19 protein-coding genes and 1 pseudogene are annotated in these 16,667 nt (G+C 44.3%); 8 read left to right on the top strand and 12 right to left on the bottom strand.

Annotated elements, in window-relative coordinates; translation table 11 throughout:
* Positions 1–125: 125 nt before the first annotated feature.
* From AC1EK4_RS10645 to AC1EK4_RS10615, 7 genes and pseudogenes are all read right to left on the bottom strand, one after another.
* Complete coding sequence (locus AC1EK4_RS10645) at positions 126–416, bottom strand: helix-turn-helix domain-containing protein (protein WP_480358215.1); 291 nt, start codon at positions 414–416, stop codon at positions 126–128.
* A gap of 2 nt (positions 417–418) precedes the next feature.
* Positions 419–769: pseudogene (locus tag AC1EK4_RS10640) on the bottom strand (type II toxin-antitoxin system RelE/ParE family toxin).
* A gap of 205 nt (positions 770–974) precedes the next feature.
* On the bottom strand, positions 975–1,520 hold the full coding sequence (locus tag AC1EK4_RS10635; protein ID WP_036899363.1) for an RsmD family RNA methyltransferase: 546 nt from the start codon (positions 1,518–1,520) through the stop codon (positions 975–977).
* Between the two features lie 8 nt (positions 1,521–1,528).
* Positions 1,529–2,347, bottom strand: coding sequence for a DUF3822 family protein (locus AC1EK4_RS10630; protein WP_480358213.1), 819 nt, complete (start codon positions 2,345–2,347; stop codon positions 1,529–1,531).
* A complete protein-coding gene (locus tag AC1EK4_RS10625; RefSeq protein ID WP_036899367.1) occupies positions 2,328–2,810 on the bottom strand; it encodes a hypothetical protein in 483 nt (160 codons plus the stop codon). The genes AC1EK4_RS10630 and AC1EK4_RS10625 overlap by 20 nt, the downstream gene beginning before the upstream one ends.
* A gap of 61 nt (positions 2,811–2,871) precedes the next feature.
* Positions 2,872–3,879, bottom strand: a complete 1,008-nt coding sequence (mutY, locus tag AC1EK4_RS10620; protein ID WP_480358212.1) for an A/G-specific adenine glycosylase — start codon at positions 3,877–3,879, stop codon at positions 2,872–2,874.
* Between the two features lie 350 nt (positions 3,880–4,229).
* On the bottom strand, positions 4,230–4,637 hold the full coding sequence (locus AC1EK4_RS10615) for a DUF4332 domain-containing protein (protein ID WP_062433082.1): 408 nt from the start codon (positions 4,635–4,637) through the stop codon (positions 4,230–4,232).
* 417 nt (positions 4,638–5,054) lie between these two features.
* Here AC1EK4_RS10615 and AC1EK4_RS10610 point away from each other — a divergent pair, with 417 nt between their 5' ends.
* The 5 genes from AC1EK4_RS10610 to AC1EK4_RS10590 all read left to right on the top strand — a co-directional run bounded on the left by AC1EK4_RS10610 (position 5,055) and on the right by AC1EK4_RS10590 (position 8,003).
* Positions 5,055–5,894 (top strand): MotA/TolQ/ExbB proton channel family protein, encoded by an 840-nt coding sequence (locus AC1EK4_RS10610; RefSeq protein ID WP_036899374.1) that lies wholly within the window; start codon positions 5,055–5,057, stop codon positions 5,892–5,894.
* Positions 5,891–6,412: a hypothetical protein gene (locus AC1EK4_RS10605; protein WP_036899376.1), complete on the top strand. Its 522-nt coding sequence runs from the start codon at positions 5,891–5,893 to the stop codon at positions 6,410–6,412. The genes AC1EK4_RS10610 and AC1EK4_RS10605 overlap by 4 nt, the downstream gene beginning before the upstream one ends.
* 2 nt (positions 6,413–6,414) lie before the next feature.
* Positions 6,415–6,948: an ExbD/TolR family protein gene (locus AC1EK4_RS10600; RefSeq protein WP_480358210.1), complete on the top strand. Its 534-nt coding sequence runs from the start codon at positions 6,415–6,417 to the stop codon at positions 6,946–6,948.
* On the top strand, positions 6,945–7,409 hold the full coding sequence (locus AC1EK4_RS10595; protein ID WP_036899380.1) for an ExbD/TolR family protein: 465 nt from the start codon (positions 6,945–6,947) through the stop codon (positions 7,407–7,409). The genes AC1EK4_RS10600 and AC1EK4_RS10595 overlap by 4 nt, the downstream gene beginning before the upstream one ends.
* Before the next feature lie 93 nt (positions 7,410–7,502).
* Positions 7,503–8,003 (top strand): Lrp/AsnC family transcriptional regulator, encoded by a 501-nt coding sequence (locus tag AC1EK4_RS10590; protein ID WP_036899382.1) that lies wholly within the window; start codon positions 7,503–7,505, stop codon positions 8,001–8,003.
* 3 nt (positions 8,004–8,006) lie between these two features.
* Here AC1EK4_RS10590 and AC1EK4_RS10585 read toward each other — a convergent pair whose 3' ends face one another.
* Together AC1EK4_RS10585 and AC1EK4_RS10580 are read right to left on the bottom strand one after the other, a co-directional pair.
* Entirely contained in the window at positions 8,007–8,492 is a 486-nt protein-coding gene (locus tag AC1EK4_RS10585; RefSeq protein ID WP_036899384.1) for a dihydrofolate reductase, read from the bottom strand.
* Positions 8,482–9,876 carry a methyltransferase RsmF C-terminal domain-like protein gene (locus AC1EK4_RS10580; protein WP_036899387.1) on the bottom strand — a complete coding sequence of 465 codons (1,395 nt, stop codon included), beginning with the start codon at positions 9,874–9,876 and terminating at the stop codon, positions 8,482–8,484. The genes AC1EK4_RS10585 and AC1EK4_RS10580 overlap by 11 nt, the downstream gene beginning before the upstream one ends.
* Before the next feature lie 123 nt (positions 9,877–9,999).
* Between AC1EK4_RS10580 and AC1EK4_RS10575 the strand changes: the two genes are divergently transcribed.
* The 3 genes from AC1EK4_RS10575 to AC1EK4_RS10565 are packed head-to-tail and all read left to right on the top strand — an operon-like array spanning position 10,000 to position 11,523.
* Positions 10,000–10,644: a DUF6249 domain-containing protein gene (locus tag AC1EK4_RS10575; protein WP_156431023.1), complete on the top strand. Its 645-nt coding sequence runs from the start codon at positions 10,000–10,002 to the stop codon at positions 10,642–10,644.
* A gap of 5 nt (positions 10,645–10,649) precedes the next feature.
* Positions 10,650–11,192, top strand: a complete 543-nt coding sequence (locus AC1EK4_RS10570) for an RNA polymerase sigma factor (protein ID WP_036899391.1) — start codon at positions 10,650–10,652, stop codon at positions 11,190–11,192.
* A complete protein-coding gene (locus tag AC1EK4_RS10565) occupies positions 11,173–11,523 on the top strand; it encodes a DUF5056 domain-containing protein (protein ID WP_062433088.1) in 351 nt (116 codons plus the stop codon). The genes AC1EK4_RS10570 and AC1EK4_RS10565 overlap by 20 nt, the downstream gene beginning before the upstream one ends.
* Here AC1EK4_RS10565 and porE read toward each other — a convergent pair.
* From porE to AC1EK4_RS10550, 3 genes are all read right to left on the bottom strand, one after another.
* Positions 11,520–13,577 (bottom strand): PorE family type IX secretion system protein, encoded by a 2,058-nt coding sequence (gene porE / locus AC1EK4_RS10560; RefSeq protein WP_480358209.1) that lies wholly within the window; start codon positions 13,575–13,577, stop codon positions 11,520–11,522. The genes AC1EK4_RS10565 and porE overlap by 4 nt on opposite strands.
* A 36-nt stretch (positions 13,578–13,613) precedes the next feature.
* Positions 13,614–15,680, bottom strand: a complete 2,067-nt coding sequence (locus AC1EK4_RS10555) for a DNA topoisomerase 3 (protein WP_036899393.1) — start codon at positions 15,678–15,680, stop codon at positions 13,614–13,616.
* Positions 15,681–15,753: 73 nt separating this feature from the next.
* Positions 15,754–16,389, bottom strand: a complete 636-nt coding sequence (locus AC1EK4_RS10550; protein ID WP_480358206.1) for a lactate utilization protein — start codon at positions 16,387–16,389, stop codon at positions 15,754–15,756.
* Positions 16,390–16,667: the final 278 nt, after the last annotated feature.

Below are 16,667 nucleotides of genomic sequence, written 5' to 3'. Positions count from 1 at the left end.
CTTACGGGATAGAAAGGAACTCTAGAAAATTGTTTTGGTTGTTCCATATGACAATGGTTTATAACCGCAGTTTACTTGAATCAAACTATACACTCAGTTTCTAAGATTCTGCCTTTTCTTGGCTATCACACTTGTATTTGGATATTAAGCTTTCCACCCAACCCACGTTCTACAATATCAAAGAGGGTTTTAAGTGTTATATTCCCGCCATCGTTCTCTACTTTCGAGATGAATGTACGTTTCTTATCCACACGTGCGGCTAATTGGCTTTGCGTCATACTCTGTTTCTCACGCGCTTCTCTTATCTGTATACCTATCCGCAAAGCCTCTAATTCATTTTCTATACGCGTTCTTTCGAGCGTACCAACTTCACCATAATATTTATTCTTGATTTCATCTAATGTCATTGTTTTCATAATTACCTTTCCTCCTCTAACTTCTCTTTAAAATATTCTTTCATCAACTTCTCGGCGCGTTTTATTTCCTTGCTTGGTGTTTTTTGCGTTTTCTTTTGAAAACCGGAAAGAAGAACTACCAATTTGTTTCCATCAAAGAAACAGAATATACGAAATATATTATTTCCAAGTTGTACACGTATCTCAAATAGTCCGTCAGTCCCCTCCATATATTTAAGGTAAGTAGAGGGAATACGTTCCATCCATTCTATTATATCAAGGACTTTAATAATCTTATCTCGCACCTTCTGAGTCTATGCGGCAAAGAACTTATCAAAATAGTCTTTATATGTAATAACCGTCCTTTGCTTCATATCACAAAGGTAATTTAAAAATTACATATTAGCAAATAAAAAGCCAATTATTTACTCCATATACTTAGCCTCATGTAGTAAAAAGAACAGCTAAACAACATTCGTATTCTACACTTTATCCTCTTTACCCATTGACAAGAAACATAAGTAAGCCTACCGTCATAAACTGGATATGTAACGATAAAATTAAAAACTCACAAACATATTATTCTTCACCTCTCATTTTAAAGATAGAGAAGTTCACACTGCCGTAAGCGCGATGCTCTACAAAACAAGGATGAGCCGAAAAATCATTGTGTTTACCATGCTCAAAAACAAATATCCCCCCCTCAGCAAGCACCCCCTGCTGCAACACGAGGTCGGGAATCGTCTCTAAATGAGGCAAACTATAAGGCGGGTCGGCAAAAATAAAGTCGAATTGTTGATGACATTTCTTCACGAAACGAAATACATCACCACGCACAAGGATATCTTTATCGGTACCCAATTTTTGAAAACACTGGCGAATAAAGTTGGCATGGTCACGATCGGCCTCCACACTGACCACCTGACGACAGCCACGCGACACCAATTCCAAGGATATACTGCCTGTCCCGGCAAACAGGTCAAGAGCACTGGCATCCTCGAAATCCATGTATCCTTGCATCACATTGAAGATATTTTCTTTTGCAAAATCGGTCGTAGGACGCGCCTTGAACGAACGCGGTATTTCAAAATGACGACCTTTATAGATTCCTGTGATGATTCTCATAATCTTCTTTACCTTCCTTTTAAGAACAATACAACCATATCAAGTGGTATTCCTTTGATTTTCGTAATAGCAGCTCGATTGAATTCTGCCGATGCTGTCATCACATGAACCTTTTGCAAATAGCGGCGCAAGTTTGCTAATAAATCTTCTTGATCAGGTATTCCTCCCATCAACAGGAGTTCATCGCCACGCACATCGAACCCCATCTGCTGCCATGCATACAACAGAAAATAAGCTGAATCACGTGAGTTTCCGGCATCAAAAGAGTTGCAAAACTTGAATCGTCCCTGCGCAAAACTGAACACATCAAGCCTCCCGTCGTGGAAATAACCATAGAGTTTGCGCCATGCACCGGTCTGACTGCGACGATACAAATAGCTCCACATGGGTTGTACAATAGGCATATAACGGATGTCGGCGAAGTGATCATCGAGCACCAACTTCAAATCTTTATTGATGGAATAGAGCGCCACAGCATTGATAACCGGCAACACGCTGTGCAGCACACAGTCGTTCTCGCGATTCGTAAACGTATAGTGATAGAGCGACTCCATCGCTTCCTCTTGGAATTCTTCCAACGGTATCATCAACACAGGAGTGTCTATCATTACCTGCGCTTTCTTATATCCTTGTTCAAGAATTGCGTTTTCGCGGAAAGCCTCACGCAGATTGGCAGCCGTCGAGATGCCACTACGCATGATATACGGTTCGTACACCAACTTATCAGTAGCCTTTGAATCGACCACAGCAATCGAAAGTGAGTGTTTGGTGATACGTAGTGTCACACGTCCGGTGACGTTTGGATGTTTATTCCCAATTTCCTGCATTGTTGTTATCGGTTGTGATGTCGCCAATCTTTAGTCCGGGATAGCGTCCCGCAGCATTGGCTTCTTCGATTAAATTGGTTATACTATAGGCATCAAGTCCTTGCAGATACTGCCCATAAGTGGCTCCACACTCCATGAGCGGAATCTGTCTGCCAGTTTTACCGAGTGCCATGGAAACCGTCAATGAGAAGCGTTGCCCACCTGAAAAAGGAATATAAGAGAGACTGTCCGCCAACAATCCGGCATCAGTCAACTGCTTAAAGCTGCCCGCATACACTCGATGTAAACGTCGGTATTGCATCTCTGCCTGCCTTATCTTCAAGAGTCGTTGCTTCACCACAAGCTCGCGTTGTTGCTGTTCGCGCTTGAATCGAACGGGCGCATTTACACTTAAAAAGCATAATACGGCCAACGCCAGTACACAGCACATCAATATATGGTTGCTCTTGACTTTCGGTTTCATCTTGTATGCAAAGATAGTAGAAATCAAAGACAAACGGAAATTTATTTCAAATAACTTCCTCCTACCGCCTGTCTATCGCTTCAAAGAGAATTTCGATGAGCCGTGGCAATGCGTATTGGCCAATATCCGACTCCTCAATCCACCGATAGTCGGCAGGTAACTGAGGTTGTAAATCGACTTCAAGGAAATAAAAATCAGCATAGAGTACACGATGGGTAAGCACGTGCTTCACCTGTTTGCATAGCTGTTTGCCCGTTGGCAAACCGACAGCCTGCACCACATCTAAAGTTGGCGGTTCCCACAATCCTTGCCAAATATCCCCCTTACCGCGCCTGCGAATACACGTTTTGCCTTGCCAACGTAGATAAACATAACTCATTTGTCGTTCCGTCACCTTGACCGTCTTGAGTTTCACGGGCAGCGATTCCACCTGTCCTGTGCGCAAAGCCTCACATGTTTCGTTGATAGGACAGAGCAAACAGCGGGGCGATTGTGGGGTGCACTGGATGGCACCAAAGTCCATAATGGCCTGATTGTAAGTAGCAGCTTGGTCGGACGGAAGCAAGTCTTGCGCCATTGCAGCAAACAGTTTTTTGCCCTCAGTAGAATTGATAGGCGTGGAAATGCCGAAATATCGAGCCAACACACGGTACACGTTGCCATCAACTGCGGCCACCGGAAGCCCGAAAGCAATAGACCCTATAGCTGCAGCAGTGTAATCGCCGACACCCTTCAATCGCTTGATTTCCTCCAAAGTTTCGGGGAAACGTCTCAACTCCACTATCTGTTTGGCAGCAGCATGCAGGTTGCGAGCGCGACTATAATAGCCTAATCCTTGCCACAATCGCAACACCTCGTCTTCATCAGCAGCCGCCAAGTCAGCCACAGCAGGGAATCGTTGCATAAATCGCAACCAATAATCAAGTCCTTGTTGAATACGCGTTTGCTGCAAAATTACCTCACTGAGCCAGATAGCATAGGCATCTCGCGTCTCTCGCCAAGGCAGCGACCGACCATTTTCCCGGTACCATTGCAACAGAGTATGGGCAAAAGCGTGTTGTCGTTTCATACACACAAAAGTATGATTTTCTTTTGAAAGCCACGCATTTTCTCCCTCCTTTTATTCCACAACAACATATCATAAGCCGACCGAACACCTCCTCCTTTATTCAGAAAAGACCGTGATAAAACCATACCTAGCCTACTTATGACATCCAACTCGTTTACCAGTCAACTCGTCTACTTGTTAATCAGGTTACTGCAGCGGCTCATCAGCATTCCTGCCTCGTCTCTTCAACAAAACAGCAAAGGCTCTGCAGCATTGCTGTAGAGCCTTTGCAATCAATCAAGTAAGGGATAGGGGTGCACCTAGAACGATGTTTCCATCTTGTAATCTCGGCACACCCCAAAGCTAATACCCTAATATTCTAATGTCGTAGGCAATTCCTTTGCCTGATCAATCATCTTCTGTAATTCAGTAACCGAAGGGACACGGTTGCATAGATTCTTCTCATTATTGGTGGCTTCCAACTTGGGTTGCAAGTTCTCAGCTACTCTATGGCGGAACTCCTTCACGGTATCTACCCCTGCAGCTTCGAGCAATTCTGCAAATTGAGGATCCACTCCATTGATACGGAAAAGGTCAGCGTGGTTGGTCCACTTCAATATTAATTTATCGGATATACCAGTTTCTTCGGCCAAAGCTTTGCGTCCTGCGGGTTTCGTACACTTCTCCAACAACTGCTCAACAGTCTTGATTCCGGCAGCTACCAGCTTCTCGCCATAAACAGAACCTACTCCTTCGATGTCTTCAATTTTATAACTCATATCTCTAATTTAAATAGTTAAACAATTCATTTCATACTCCTTTGCATCAGAGACTTTCGCAAAGAAAGGCTATTTTCCAATACACTCCAAATGTTTTGTCACTATTTTTTTGCCCCATAACGAAGTTCTTGTCTGCCAAGGAAGGTTTTAAACAAATTTATGACACCCCATCTTGTCGGTCTATACCAAAATATGTACCTTTGAAAGCTGATTGAAGGGGTGCTGTCAAAGACATATCCTACTTTTTTAAAAGGAAGATATTCATAAATTGCATCAGTCTCGTATAGAGACGGTAGGTCTACTGTCTCTCTCAGTGATAGTGCAGTTTATATACGATTCTATACGAGCCAGACGGTATATACACCGTCTCTACAATTAGAATATTCCCTCTATTTTAATATACAACCATTTAAAATAATGAAGAAACAGATAACCAAGATACTCATTTGCATACTCGTCACAGGTATGACCTGCACCATAGCAAATGCAGAAAGCCGCGTTGTTACACCAGAAAAAACAGATACCGCTGCGGCCACACTAGACTCTCTATCCATGGGTACAGACAGTGTGGCGGATGCAGGTGGATTTGTCGTCGAATCGGCAGCAATGGAAGAAGCGCCTCAAGGATTGCACCAGATGCTCAAAACCAAGTTCATTGAGGGTAACGCTGGATTTATGTCGCTCGTGGCATTGGCCTTGGTCATCGGTTTGGCATTTTGTATTGAGCGTATTATCTACCTGAGTTTGTCGGAAATTAATGCCAAGAAATTCATGGCAGACCTTGACGCACTAATTGCCGAAGAAAAGATAGAAGAAGCCAAAAAACTCTGCCGAGACACACGCGGACCGGTTGCTTCTATCTGTTATCAAGGCTTGGAACGCATCAACGAAAGCATCGGTAACGTGGAACGGTCGGTTGCTTCATACGGTTCGGTACAGGCTGCGAACCTCGAAAAAGGTTGTTCTTGGATTACATTATTCATTGCCATAGCTCCTTCGCTAGGCTTTTTGGGAACCGTTATCGGCATGGTAATGGCCTTTGACCAAATACAAATGGCAGGCGATATTAGCCCTACCATCGTGGCATCGGGTATGAAGGTGGCGCTCATTACAACCATCTTCGGTATTATCGTAGCGCTGATTCTACAGATTTTCTACAATTATATTCTCTCGAAAATCGAACATTTAACGGCTCAAATGGAGGAGTCGGCCATTACATTGCTTGATGCTGTGATGAAATACAAGTTGAAACGATGAAGTGGAAGTGGAGTCATCTTAAAACAATGAGCACCGAGCGAATATCTCAACGCGTGCTCTATGTGCTGACAGGATTGGCTGTCGTGGTATTCGGTCTGTTCTATCTGATAGGATTCGATCGACCTTTCGACGACGATTCCAACTTCAATGCCCCCTTGTTCACCGACTTACTCATGGTGTATGCCGCTATATTGCTTGTCGGAACGCTTGTATTGGCCGGACTGGCCATGGTAAAAACGGTCAAGATGATGCGTGCAACAGAAAACAAGGTGGTCAACAATATCCCCGTGGGACGTATCCGGCGTTACGGAATAATAGCACTTGGCGTGGTTATCTTGCTGTCATTGGTGCTGAGTTCTGGTAATCCGATGACCATTAACGGTCATGTATTCGATGACTTTGTAGCTCTGAGAGTGGCCGATTTGCTGATTTATACATCGCTATTCCTACTATTGGCAGCCATCGCAGCAGTCATCTTCGGCATGACACGCTATCGTCGTGAGAATCAATTGAAGTAAACATGTTCAGCCATCGCAAACATAAAGTCCCGGAACTGAATACCACATCAACAGCCGATATTTCATTCATGTTGCTGATATTCTTCCTTGTGGCTTCGTCAATGGACGTAAGCAAGGGACTTTCGCGCGTACTTCCGCCAATAGATAAGCAGGCAGAAGCGATGGAAACAAGTGTAGACAGCAAGACGATGATGGCGCTGAAAGTGACAGCCTGTAATCAGTTGACAATAGACGGAAAGCCTGCCGACATACGCACACTGCACCAACGAGTAGGCACCTTCCTTCAAACTAGAAAAAGAAATCATCTTATTTCACTGGACGTAGACCCAGTTTCAAGTTACGACACCTATTTTAATATACAGAACGAATTGGCAGTTGCCTACCGCATTTGGCGCAACCAAGCCGCCTTGAGCATATATCATAGAAGCTACGAACAGTGCTCTCCGCAGCAAAAAGACCAGATACGCACTATCTGTCCGCAACGTATTGTGGAAGCAGAACATACTGCTGACGCAGGGAAAGGAGGACAACCATGATTTATCGCAACCATCATCGTGGCATTCCGGGGCTGAATACAGCCTCCCTACCCGACCTGATTTTCACCGTGTTATTTTTCTTTATGATAGTGACACACATGAGAAAGCTGACCGTAAAAGTGAAATATAGAGTGCCACAAGGTACGGAATTGACCCGATTGACAAAGAAATCAGCTGTGAGTACCATCTATGTTGGCCGCCCTGTATCGGCAGATGGGGTGACCACAGAGGCTGGTACACGTCTGCAACTGAATGATAAGGTGATTACAATCGGTGAAATTGTAGACTACTTATCGGCCGAGAAAAACCGAATGTCGAGCGAAGACCGTACACTTATGACGATATCGTTGCGAGCCGATAGGAACACTCCGATGCACATCATATCGGAAGTTAAACAAGCATTAAGACAAGCAGATGTACGTAAAATCAACTATTCTGCAACAAAAAAGAATAGTAAATAATTAAAAAATCTAACGATTTAAAACAAAACTGTAATTAAAGTTGCAAAACTCATACATTCGTATTAACTTTGCAACCAAATTAAAAAATAATCAATGTCACATCATCATTTGGACTCACTAGACAAGAAAATCCTTCGTCTTGTTGCTGAAGATGCTCGCATTCCATTCTTGGAAGTAGCACGAGCATGCAACGTTAGCGGAGCAGCTATTCATCAACGTATGCAGAAACTCGCTAATGTAGGAGTATTGAAGGGCTCACAGTACATCATTGAGCCTGAGAAAATTGGGTATGAGACCTGCGCCTATGTAGGACTATATCTGAAAGATCCGGAGTCGCACGACAAAGTAATAGCCGCCTTGAAGAAGATTCCTGAGGTGGTAGAATGTCATGCTACAACCGGTGCTATGGACTTGTTTATCAAGCTATATGCGCACAACAACCATCATCTGATGCAGATTATCCACGACAAGTTACAACCTTTGGGCTTGGCACGTAGCGAGACTACCATCTCGTTCAGCACTCCCATAGACCGTCAGTTGCCTATCACGAATTTCCCACAGACTGCAGAAGACGAAGAGGAAGACGAGGTATAAAAATTATACACGGACATATTCTAAGAAAGCGAAGGCGTAATGAGCGTCTTCGCTTTTTTCGTATTGAGAGATGGAGACGAGTTTAAAATCAGATTCAAACAGTGGGAAAAAAGTATCTGCATACATCGGTCGGTCGTCAACAATGGTGAGATAGAGACGTTGCGCCATCCCAATAGTCTGCTCATAAAGTTCAGCTCCACCTATTATATATATATACTCATCTTCCGCACAATGCTCCAATGCCATCTCTAATGAGGCATATACCTCGCTATCGGGCAAAGTTTGAAGCTGTCGGGAAAGCACAATATTGCGTCGACCGGGCAATGCACCGTGGGGTAAAGAGTCGTAAGTGCGTCGTCCCATAAGGATGGTATGCCCCATGGTAAGCTGTTTAAACCGAGCCATATCAGCTTTGATATGGTAGAGTAATTGGTTGTTCAGCCCGATAGCTCGATTTTTTGAAAGACAAGCAATAATATTAATCATCATGTAGATAGATGGCGTGAGTGTTCTCTTCGGGAATATGGCTGCTCTTGATACGCCACTCTTGCGGATAAAGATTGTTGGCTCGGTTACCTATATTCTTCACAAATCCGAGGGGAAAATACTGATACGTGAGCAACACAAACCCTCTTGGCGTATCCGACGGCAACATAATGGCTTCCTTACGAAGATAAGATAAGGCGGTCGACTCGTCAATCTCAACACGCGGAAAAGCGTCTTGACAGAGCGCAATATTCAACGCCAACGACTGGTCAGGGATGATGTCCCGTCCTTTTTGTGTACCAATCGTTACACCGGCATGAATCACTTTCAAGGCTTTTACGGCCAAAGAATAAAGCCCATACCATGCCGTTGGAATAGCACGAACCTGTCCTTTATTCTCTACAAAAGCAAAATCGCCTTGCAACCAATGCTCTATTCCTTTGACAGTATCATTCTTCTTGGGAGCTTTTTGCTGTTTCTTATTCGCTTCATCAGCCTCTACGGGCTTACGGAGCACGGCCATAAAGAGGCCTTCACTACGCGTTTTACCCGGAATAAAACGATACATAGGGCGGTCATCTACCAACGAACCTGTGATATTCCAATCATCATTAATTGCAACAGGGAGTATTTCGGCTTCCAATTCGGCGATGATAGCATTCACATTCTCTTCATCTTCACGGCTGTTAAAGGTGCAAGTGGAATAGATGAGCAATCCTCCCGGCTTCAAACAAGGCCATATATCGCGAATAATATCAAGCTGCAGAGTTTGGCATTTATCCACATTCTGTAAGCTCCATTCACCGATTGCACCCTCATCTTTGCGAAACATGCCTTCTCCGGAACATGGTACATCGGCCAAAACAACGTCAAATGAGATACCCACCTTACGATAATCACGCGGATAGTTATTGGTAACGATGCAGTCAGGATGACCAAATTTTTGTATATTCTCAGCCAGAACATTAGCTCTAACATGCATCGGCTCATTGCTGAAAAGTACACTTCCGGCTGGTAAAGCGGCTCTGGCAACGGTCGATTTGCCTCCCGGAGCAGCACAAAGGTCCAACATAGTAACCGGCCGATGAATATATTGGCGCATCACGAGGTCTAAAAACATAGATCCCGCTTCCTGTACATAGTAGGCACCGGAATGAAGTAAGGGGTCAAAAGTGAAGTTTGGACGCTCTTGAAGGTACACTCCTTGCTCACACCAAGGCACTTGCCCATCGGCCAAAGGAACAGAAACATTGTACCCACTGGTCTTCAAAGGGTTCAAACGAATGCTTGTCGGCGGCGTATCTTCAAGCCCTTTTTGGAGTATTTGATATAATTCATCTCCCATCAGGGTACGTGTATGCTGCTCAAACTCTTGTGGTAAATTCATTCTCTGCGCTTCTTTTCGTGCGAAAATAGGTATAATTTCCCGCATTACCAACTTTTTTTATTACTTTGCAACCAAAAGAGTTGTTCTGTCGTCTAACTATCAGAAAAAGAACAAAAAAGCTATATGAAAAAGTATCTTATCGCAATTACAATGATGTTAGCAGTGGGTACAGCCGTGCTTCCGGCCGCTCCAAAACATCGACACCAACATCAATCCACGCTCGTTGCGCCCACCGACAGTGCCAAACAAGGTATTGAGGCTTACTCAGATACCACATCTGTCACAGCAGAAGCAGTCGACTCAACAGACAGTTATTACTCTGTGGCGCCGAATTCTGCCGAAGATGATGATTCCAACATATCTCCCTTTGAACGTACAATGTCCAAACCTTGGTTCATCATCCCCGCTATTTTCTTTGGATTCTTAATCGCCATAGCCCCCTTTCTCCTATTCGCATGGGGCATCTATTACCTCATTAAGCGTCATAATGACAAGATTGCACTGGCTGAAAAGTCTATGGCTATGGGACAACCTTTACCCGAAGTGATACGCACTGCGACCAAAACAGATAACGAATATCAATGGCAACGCGGCATACGTAACTGCTCTATCGGCCTTGGATTAGCACTTCTATTTGCTTTCTTGGGCGCAAAAGAGCTGGTAGGTATCGGATTTTTGATTCTATGTATGGGTGCCGGACAAATGTTGATGGCTCGTACACGTGCTAGAAAAGACCAAAACGACCATTTCGAAGACCAATCCTTGTAAAGCCGGTGAAAGCACTTGACGACATCTCTCTCGTTACGCAGGTGGCTGTTTTCCACAACCGTAAAGCCTTCGACAGACTCGTTGTGAAATATCAGTCACCTATACGGCGTTTCTTTCTGAACCAAACGATGGGAGACAGTCAGCTTAGTGATGACCTAGCACAGGATACTTTCTTAAAAGCCTACACACATATTACGCAGTTTCAAGGCACAGCCAACTTCTCGACATGGCTCTATCGCATTGCCTACAACACTTTCTACGACTACGTAAGACGTAATAAAGCGACCGAGGAGTTGGATATTCCGAGTGTCAACAAACGTAACTCGGAGTCAATGAATAACAATTTAAGAATGGATATTTACCAAGCTTTGGCCATTCTCTCACCTTCAGAGCGCACTTGCATCACCTTGCAATTGATGGAAGGACAAAGCATTGAGCAGATAGCAAAGATTTCGGGAATGGCTGAAGGCACCGTAAAGTCCCATCTATCTCGCGGAAAACAGAAACTCACAACTTATCTTAAACAGAATGGATATGATGGAAAATGATGATAAACTACTCATACAGTTCTTCGAAGAAAACCGCCAAGAAATAGAAGATAGAGGCTTTTCGAGGCGCGTCATGAGACAAGTACCGAAGCATTCGCTTTGGTTCAACCGACTATGGACAGCATTTTGGTCATTGGCCGGAGCCGCCCTATTCATCCATGCCGATGGATTCAAATGGTTCAAAACATTCTTTACCAACCTTAGCGGTGACCTTTCGGGCACCTTCGTGTCGCTTTATACGTCGGCAACCATCTCGCCGTTGTACGTCTATATCGGCATTATGACCCTTGTCATTGTGGGGTGTTACAACGTCGTAACCAGCGAATATTAGAAATAGAAATCATCATCTGAGACCTTTTCAGTGGCTTTCTTCATATTCTTCTCTGCATCTTCTTTGAGTTTTCCTTGCTCATCCAGCAGACCGTAAGTGGTTCGTAGCACACGGAATTCCGTGCGTCTATTGAGTTGATTGCATATCTCCTGTTGTGCTTTATCCATTGTTTTGATAAAGTCTTCGGTCAATACATCACCCACTTTCAACCATGCATACTTCTCCACATTCTTCCTCTTAACCATCTTGGGTTGCGATTTCCCGTAACCAACGGCCGTCAAACGGTCTTTGGCAATACCGCGACTGATGAGATAATCCACCACCGTTTGCGCACGACGTTGTGACAAATCCCTGTTATATTCGGCACTTCCACGATAATCACAATGCGCTGCTAGCTCAATGATAACGTGCGGATTTTGATTCAACAAGCCTACCAACTCGTCCAAAGCTTTCGAAGATTCGGGACGAAGGGTGGCTTTATCCAAGTCATAGAAGATATTATCTATAAGCACAGGAGCCGTAATCGAAGCCAAAGGGAACTGCAATATGTACTCTTTCGACTCTTCCACAGTCCCCGTACTGAGCGCTTCTTGATGATTCAGATAGCCCTTACACGTTGCCAACATCACATAGTCTACATTCGGCTTCAGCGTTTCCGTGAACGAGCCATCTCCTTTTACACTTAGTTTCTTATTTGTTCCATCGTTTCCTACCAAATAAACTTGTGCGGCAGGAAGCTCATATCCATCCATCTCATATACCCATCCTTTCATCGTCTGAGTAATTTCCGGATTCTCAAACGAGTAGATATGATCCCATCCATGCCCATCATTGCGATTGGAAGAGAAATATCCACGATTGTGATTTCCTTCAAACGTCATCCCGAAATCATCTCCTTGACTATTTAACGGATAGCCGGGATGCTCCAACACATAACCTTTCTGCCGGTCGGGATGGGCGATATAAATATCCAATCCTCCCATCCCCGGATGCCCATCTGACGAAAAATACAAGTCGCCATTGGGGCGGAACGTAGGGAATTCCTCGTTTCCGGGGGTATTGATGGGCTCACCAAGATTCTCCACACCCCCCATTCCATTGGCTGATAAACGCACGCGCCAAATGTCAAGTCCGCCTTTTCCTCCCGGCATATCAGACGTAAAATAGAGCCATTCGCCATCAGGCGAGATGGCAGGATGAGCAAAAGCCGACAACGTATCCCTACTAATGTTGAGCACTTCAGCCTTACTCCAATTGGCATCTGAACGATTAGAGGTCACAATCTGAGCATAACGAGACGACGACGGACTCGTCGTACACTGCGTGAGATACATCACTCGGCCATCGGGAGAGAAGCAACAAGCTCCTTCATCATAAGCGGTATTCAAGTTACCACCCACCACTTCGGGTTTACTCCACTTCCCTTTATCATCTTTCTGTGAAAAGAAAATATCGCCGGGCTTCGTTCCTGTGATACCACTCAATTCGTTTCCAACCGCATCACTACGCGTAGACGTGAAATAAAGTTGGTCGTAATTGTCACCAAAAAGCATGGGAGAATAGTCGTCACGGCGAGAGTTGAATAAGTCGACACGATGCACTTGATACCTACTACCATCTTTTTTCCATTGTAAAGCATGCTGTGCCGAGAACAAACCATTGCGTGCCAACACATCATCGGGCAACGTATCGAGTACCAATTGAAACTCTGCGGCAGCCGCTTTATAATCTCCGATTTTCAATAGTTGCCGCGCTAAGGAAAGACGCGTGTGTATATTACCTTTCCCATAACGCAATGCATTGCGATAAGCCGATGTAGCTCGTGATGCCTCATTTATCTTTTCGTAGCACACCGCCATCTTCAAGGCTCGCTCGCCTCGCTTAGTTCGGTCTTTTGGAGGGGTTTTCTGGTAAGCTGAGCGAAACTCTCTGGCAGCATCATGATACTCCCCTAGCGCCAAATAAGTCTCACCTCGGCGCATGTTTCGATCTACCCCGCACGATAAACACAGGGCTGCAAAAAATAATATATATGGAAAAAACTTTCTTTTCATGTTGATGTCAATCAACAACATCAACGCAATAAAAGCCTATTTATTGTCAAAAGGAAAACGGAAAGTACAACCACTCTTCCAGTTACTGCATCCATAAGCAGCCTTCCCTTTTATGATTTGTCCCTTTCCACACACCGGACAAACCTGCCCGATAATGCTGTCATCGGCCTTCAAGCTAGCTTGTTGTGCAGTCGATTCTTTCTTTGAAGCACGTTTCTTTCTTGGCTTAGCTTCGGTTTTCTTAGTAGTTGAGGCCTTCTTGGCAGGCTTTTCATCCACCGTCACCGTTACTCTTCGCATGCTATTATCGCACAGTACGTTGTAGACAATTGCTGAAATCTGCTCTTTCAACTCATTGATAAATTGCCCAGCATCATACTTTTGGTGCTCTATATCGCGCAATTTCTTCTCCCAAATACCCGTCAGTTCACAACTCTTCAGCAGTTCTTCGTGAATTGTATCAATTAATTCGATACCTGTAGGAGTTGCTACCAGTCGCTTACGTTCCCTCCGTATGTAGTGTCGTTTGAACAAAGTTTCGATAATTCCGGCACGAGATGAGGGACGACCGATACCGTTCTCTTTCAAAGCAGCACGCAGTTCCTCATCTTCCACAAACTTTCCAGCAGTCTCCATAGCCCTCAACAGCGACGCTTCATTATAATACGGTGGAGGTGTAGTCGATTTTTCCGTCAGTGTAGGTGTATGTGTTCCGCTCTCCCCTTTCACGAATGTAGGCAGCGTTCGTTCCTCATCTTCTTTCTTATTCTCGTCTTCTTCCACAATTTGTACATCCTTTGTATACACCGTACGCCACCCCGGAGAGAGGATTTCTTTACCCGTTGCCTTGAATTCTATATCGTCTACCTTGCCTAATACTGTCGTAGTAGAAAACTTACAATCGGGATAAAACACACTGATAAACCGTTTGGCAATAAGATCGAACACGTTTTGTTCCAACTGAGTAAGCCCACTCGGCACCACACCGGTAGGAATAATAGCGTGGTGGTCGGTCACTTTCGACGTATCAAACACCTTCTTCGACTTCATCAACTTCTGCCCACCGATGGGTTTTATGAGCGATGCATAGACTGGTTGCGAATCTATTTTCGTTTGAAAAAGACCATTTAAGATACTTGGACATTTCGGATAGATGTCGTCACTCAGGTATTGTGTGTCTACACGCGGATAGGTAGTATATTTCTTTTCATACAAACTCTGAATGAGGTTGAGCGTCATCTCGGCCGAATACCCAAACTTACGGTTACACTCTACTTGCAAAGAGGTAAGATCAAACAAATGAGGTGGAGCCTCAGAACCTTTCTTCTTGGTAACATCCATAACTACGAACGGCTTACCATCTATAACAGAAAAGGCCTGTTCGCCTTCTTCTTTCGAAGTAAACTTGCCTTTAGTGGCAGTAAACTGAGTATCCCTATAAATCGTAGCTAGAACCCAATAAGGTTCAGGTTTGAAGTTATCGATTTCTTTCTGACGGTTCACAATAAGCGCCAAAGTCGGTGTTTGTACTCTTCCGATACTCAAAACTTGGCGGTTCTGCCCATATTTCAACGTATAAAGCCGCGTAGCGTTCATGCCCAACAACCAATCCCCGATGGCTCGCGAAAGCCCTGCTAAATAGAGAGGTTGATAGAGTTGCTGGTCTTTCAAGTCGGCAAAACCTTGTTTGATGGCCTCATCGGTCATAGAAGAAATCCACAATCGCTTCACCGGGCACTTCACTCCGGCTTTTTGCATCACCCATCTTTGTATCAATTCTCCCTCTTGTCCGGCGTCACCACAGTTGATAATCTCGTCGGCCTGTTGGTAAAGTCGCTCCACAATCTTAAACTGTTTGCGAATACCATCATCTTCAATAACTTTTATACCAAATCGCTCCGGTATCATAGGGAGTGCAGCTAAACTCCAATGTTTCCAATTTTCATGGTAGTCATTGGGCTGTTTCAGTTCGCACAAGTGACCAAAAGTCCACGTAACTTGATAGCCATTACCCTCCATATAGCCATCTTTTGAGGAGTTGGCACCAAGGATTCGGGCAATGTCTCTAGCCACACTGGGTTTCTCTGCAATACAAACAATCATGCGTTTTCGTTATGGAATTGTTAGGCAAAGGTACAAAGAAAATCCGAAAACAGACAGAGACAACATGCTAGTTTCAATAACCTATCGGTTCGGGAGTAAGCAATACAATATGCCGATGGGCTGGATGCGACATACGTTGAATCGTGATATAATTGCAAATGGAATCGGGCGACTTGCAGTCGTGGCACATACCGTCTACTTGACAAGGTGTCTTGAAATCGAAACGAGCCATATTGGTAGGTGCAGCCGTAGACCGAGCGCGTTTCATCGCAGCATCCACGTCCTGACAAACTTTATTCAAACTCACTACAAGTATGACATGGTCTGCCCCCCACATGATAGCAGCTACACGGTTACCATTACCATCTACATTGACAAGTACGCCATCTTCGGTCATGGCATTGACGCTGGCCAAATAGAAATTACATTCAAAAGCCTTGCGATAAATGCGCATTTTATCTTCCTGCGTAGTCACATCGTCACGATCATACACCTCATAGTTTCCATTCTTAAGCATCATTGTGATGCCTGTATCGCGAATAGACATAGAGCCACCCCATGACACTGAACTACCTTTAGGGATGAGTTGGCGTACCTGTTGTAACAAACTTTCGCGGTCGGAACAATAATATGCGTCGTAATGACGACGTTGAAGATTCTTAATCAACTTGTCGGCTAATCGCTGATTTCTTAATTCTTGAGTTGTCATGTTTTTGTATCTGATGTTAGCAACAAAGTTAATCATTTGGCAGGAAAGATGAGACGAAATCATCAGGAAAACACCTTTTGTCTCCAACTCGGTAACCTATCAATCGGAAAATATCAACACTTAGGAGCAACCAAGAAACTTATAAACTCAAGAAATATAAGAAGTCATCCTCCACCTCATCTACTTGTTTCCTCGTTTACTGGTGGAAAAGCCACACTAATTTGACCCACGCTGGCAAGTATTTTAGACCCAGTAAGGTTAAAATAATGAGACCCACC

Source organism: Prevotella sp. C0026C3, from assembly GCF_056590795.1.
Note: the sequence above shows the minus strand (reverse complement) of the source record. Positions and strands in the feature narration are given on the sequence as shown.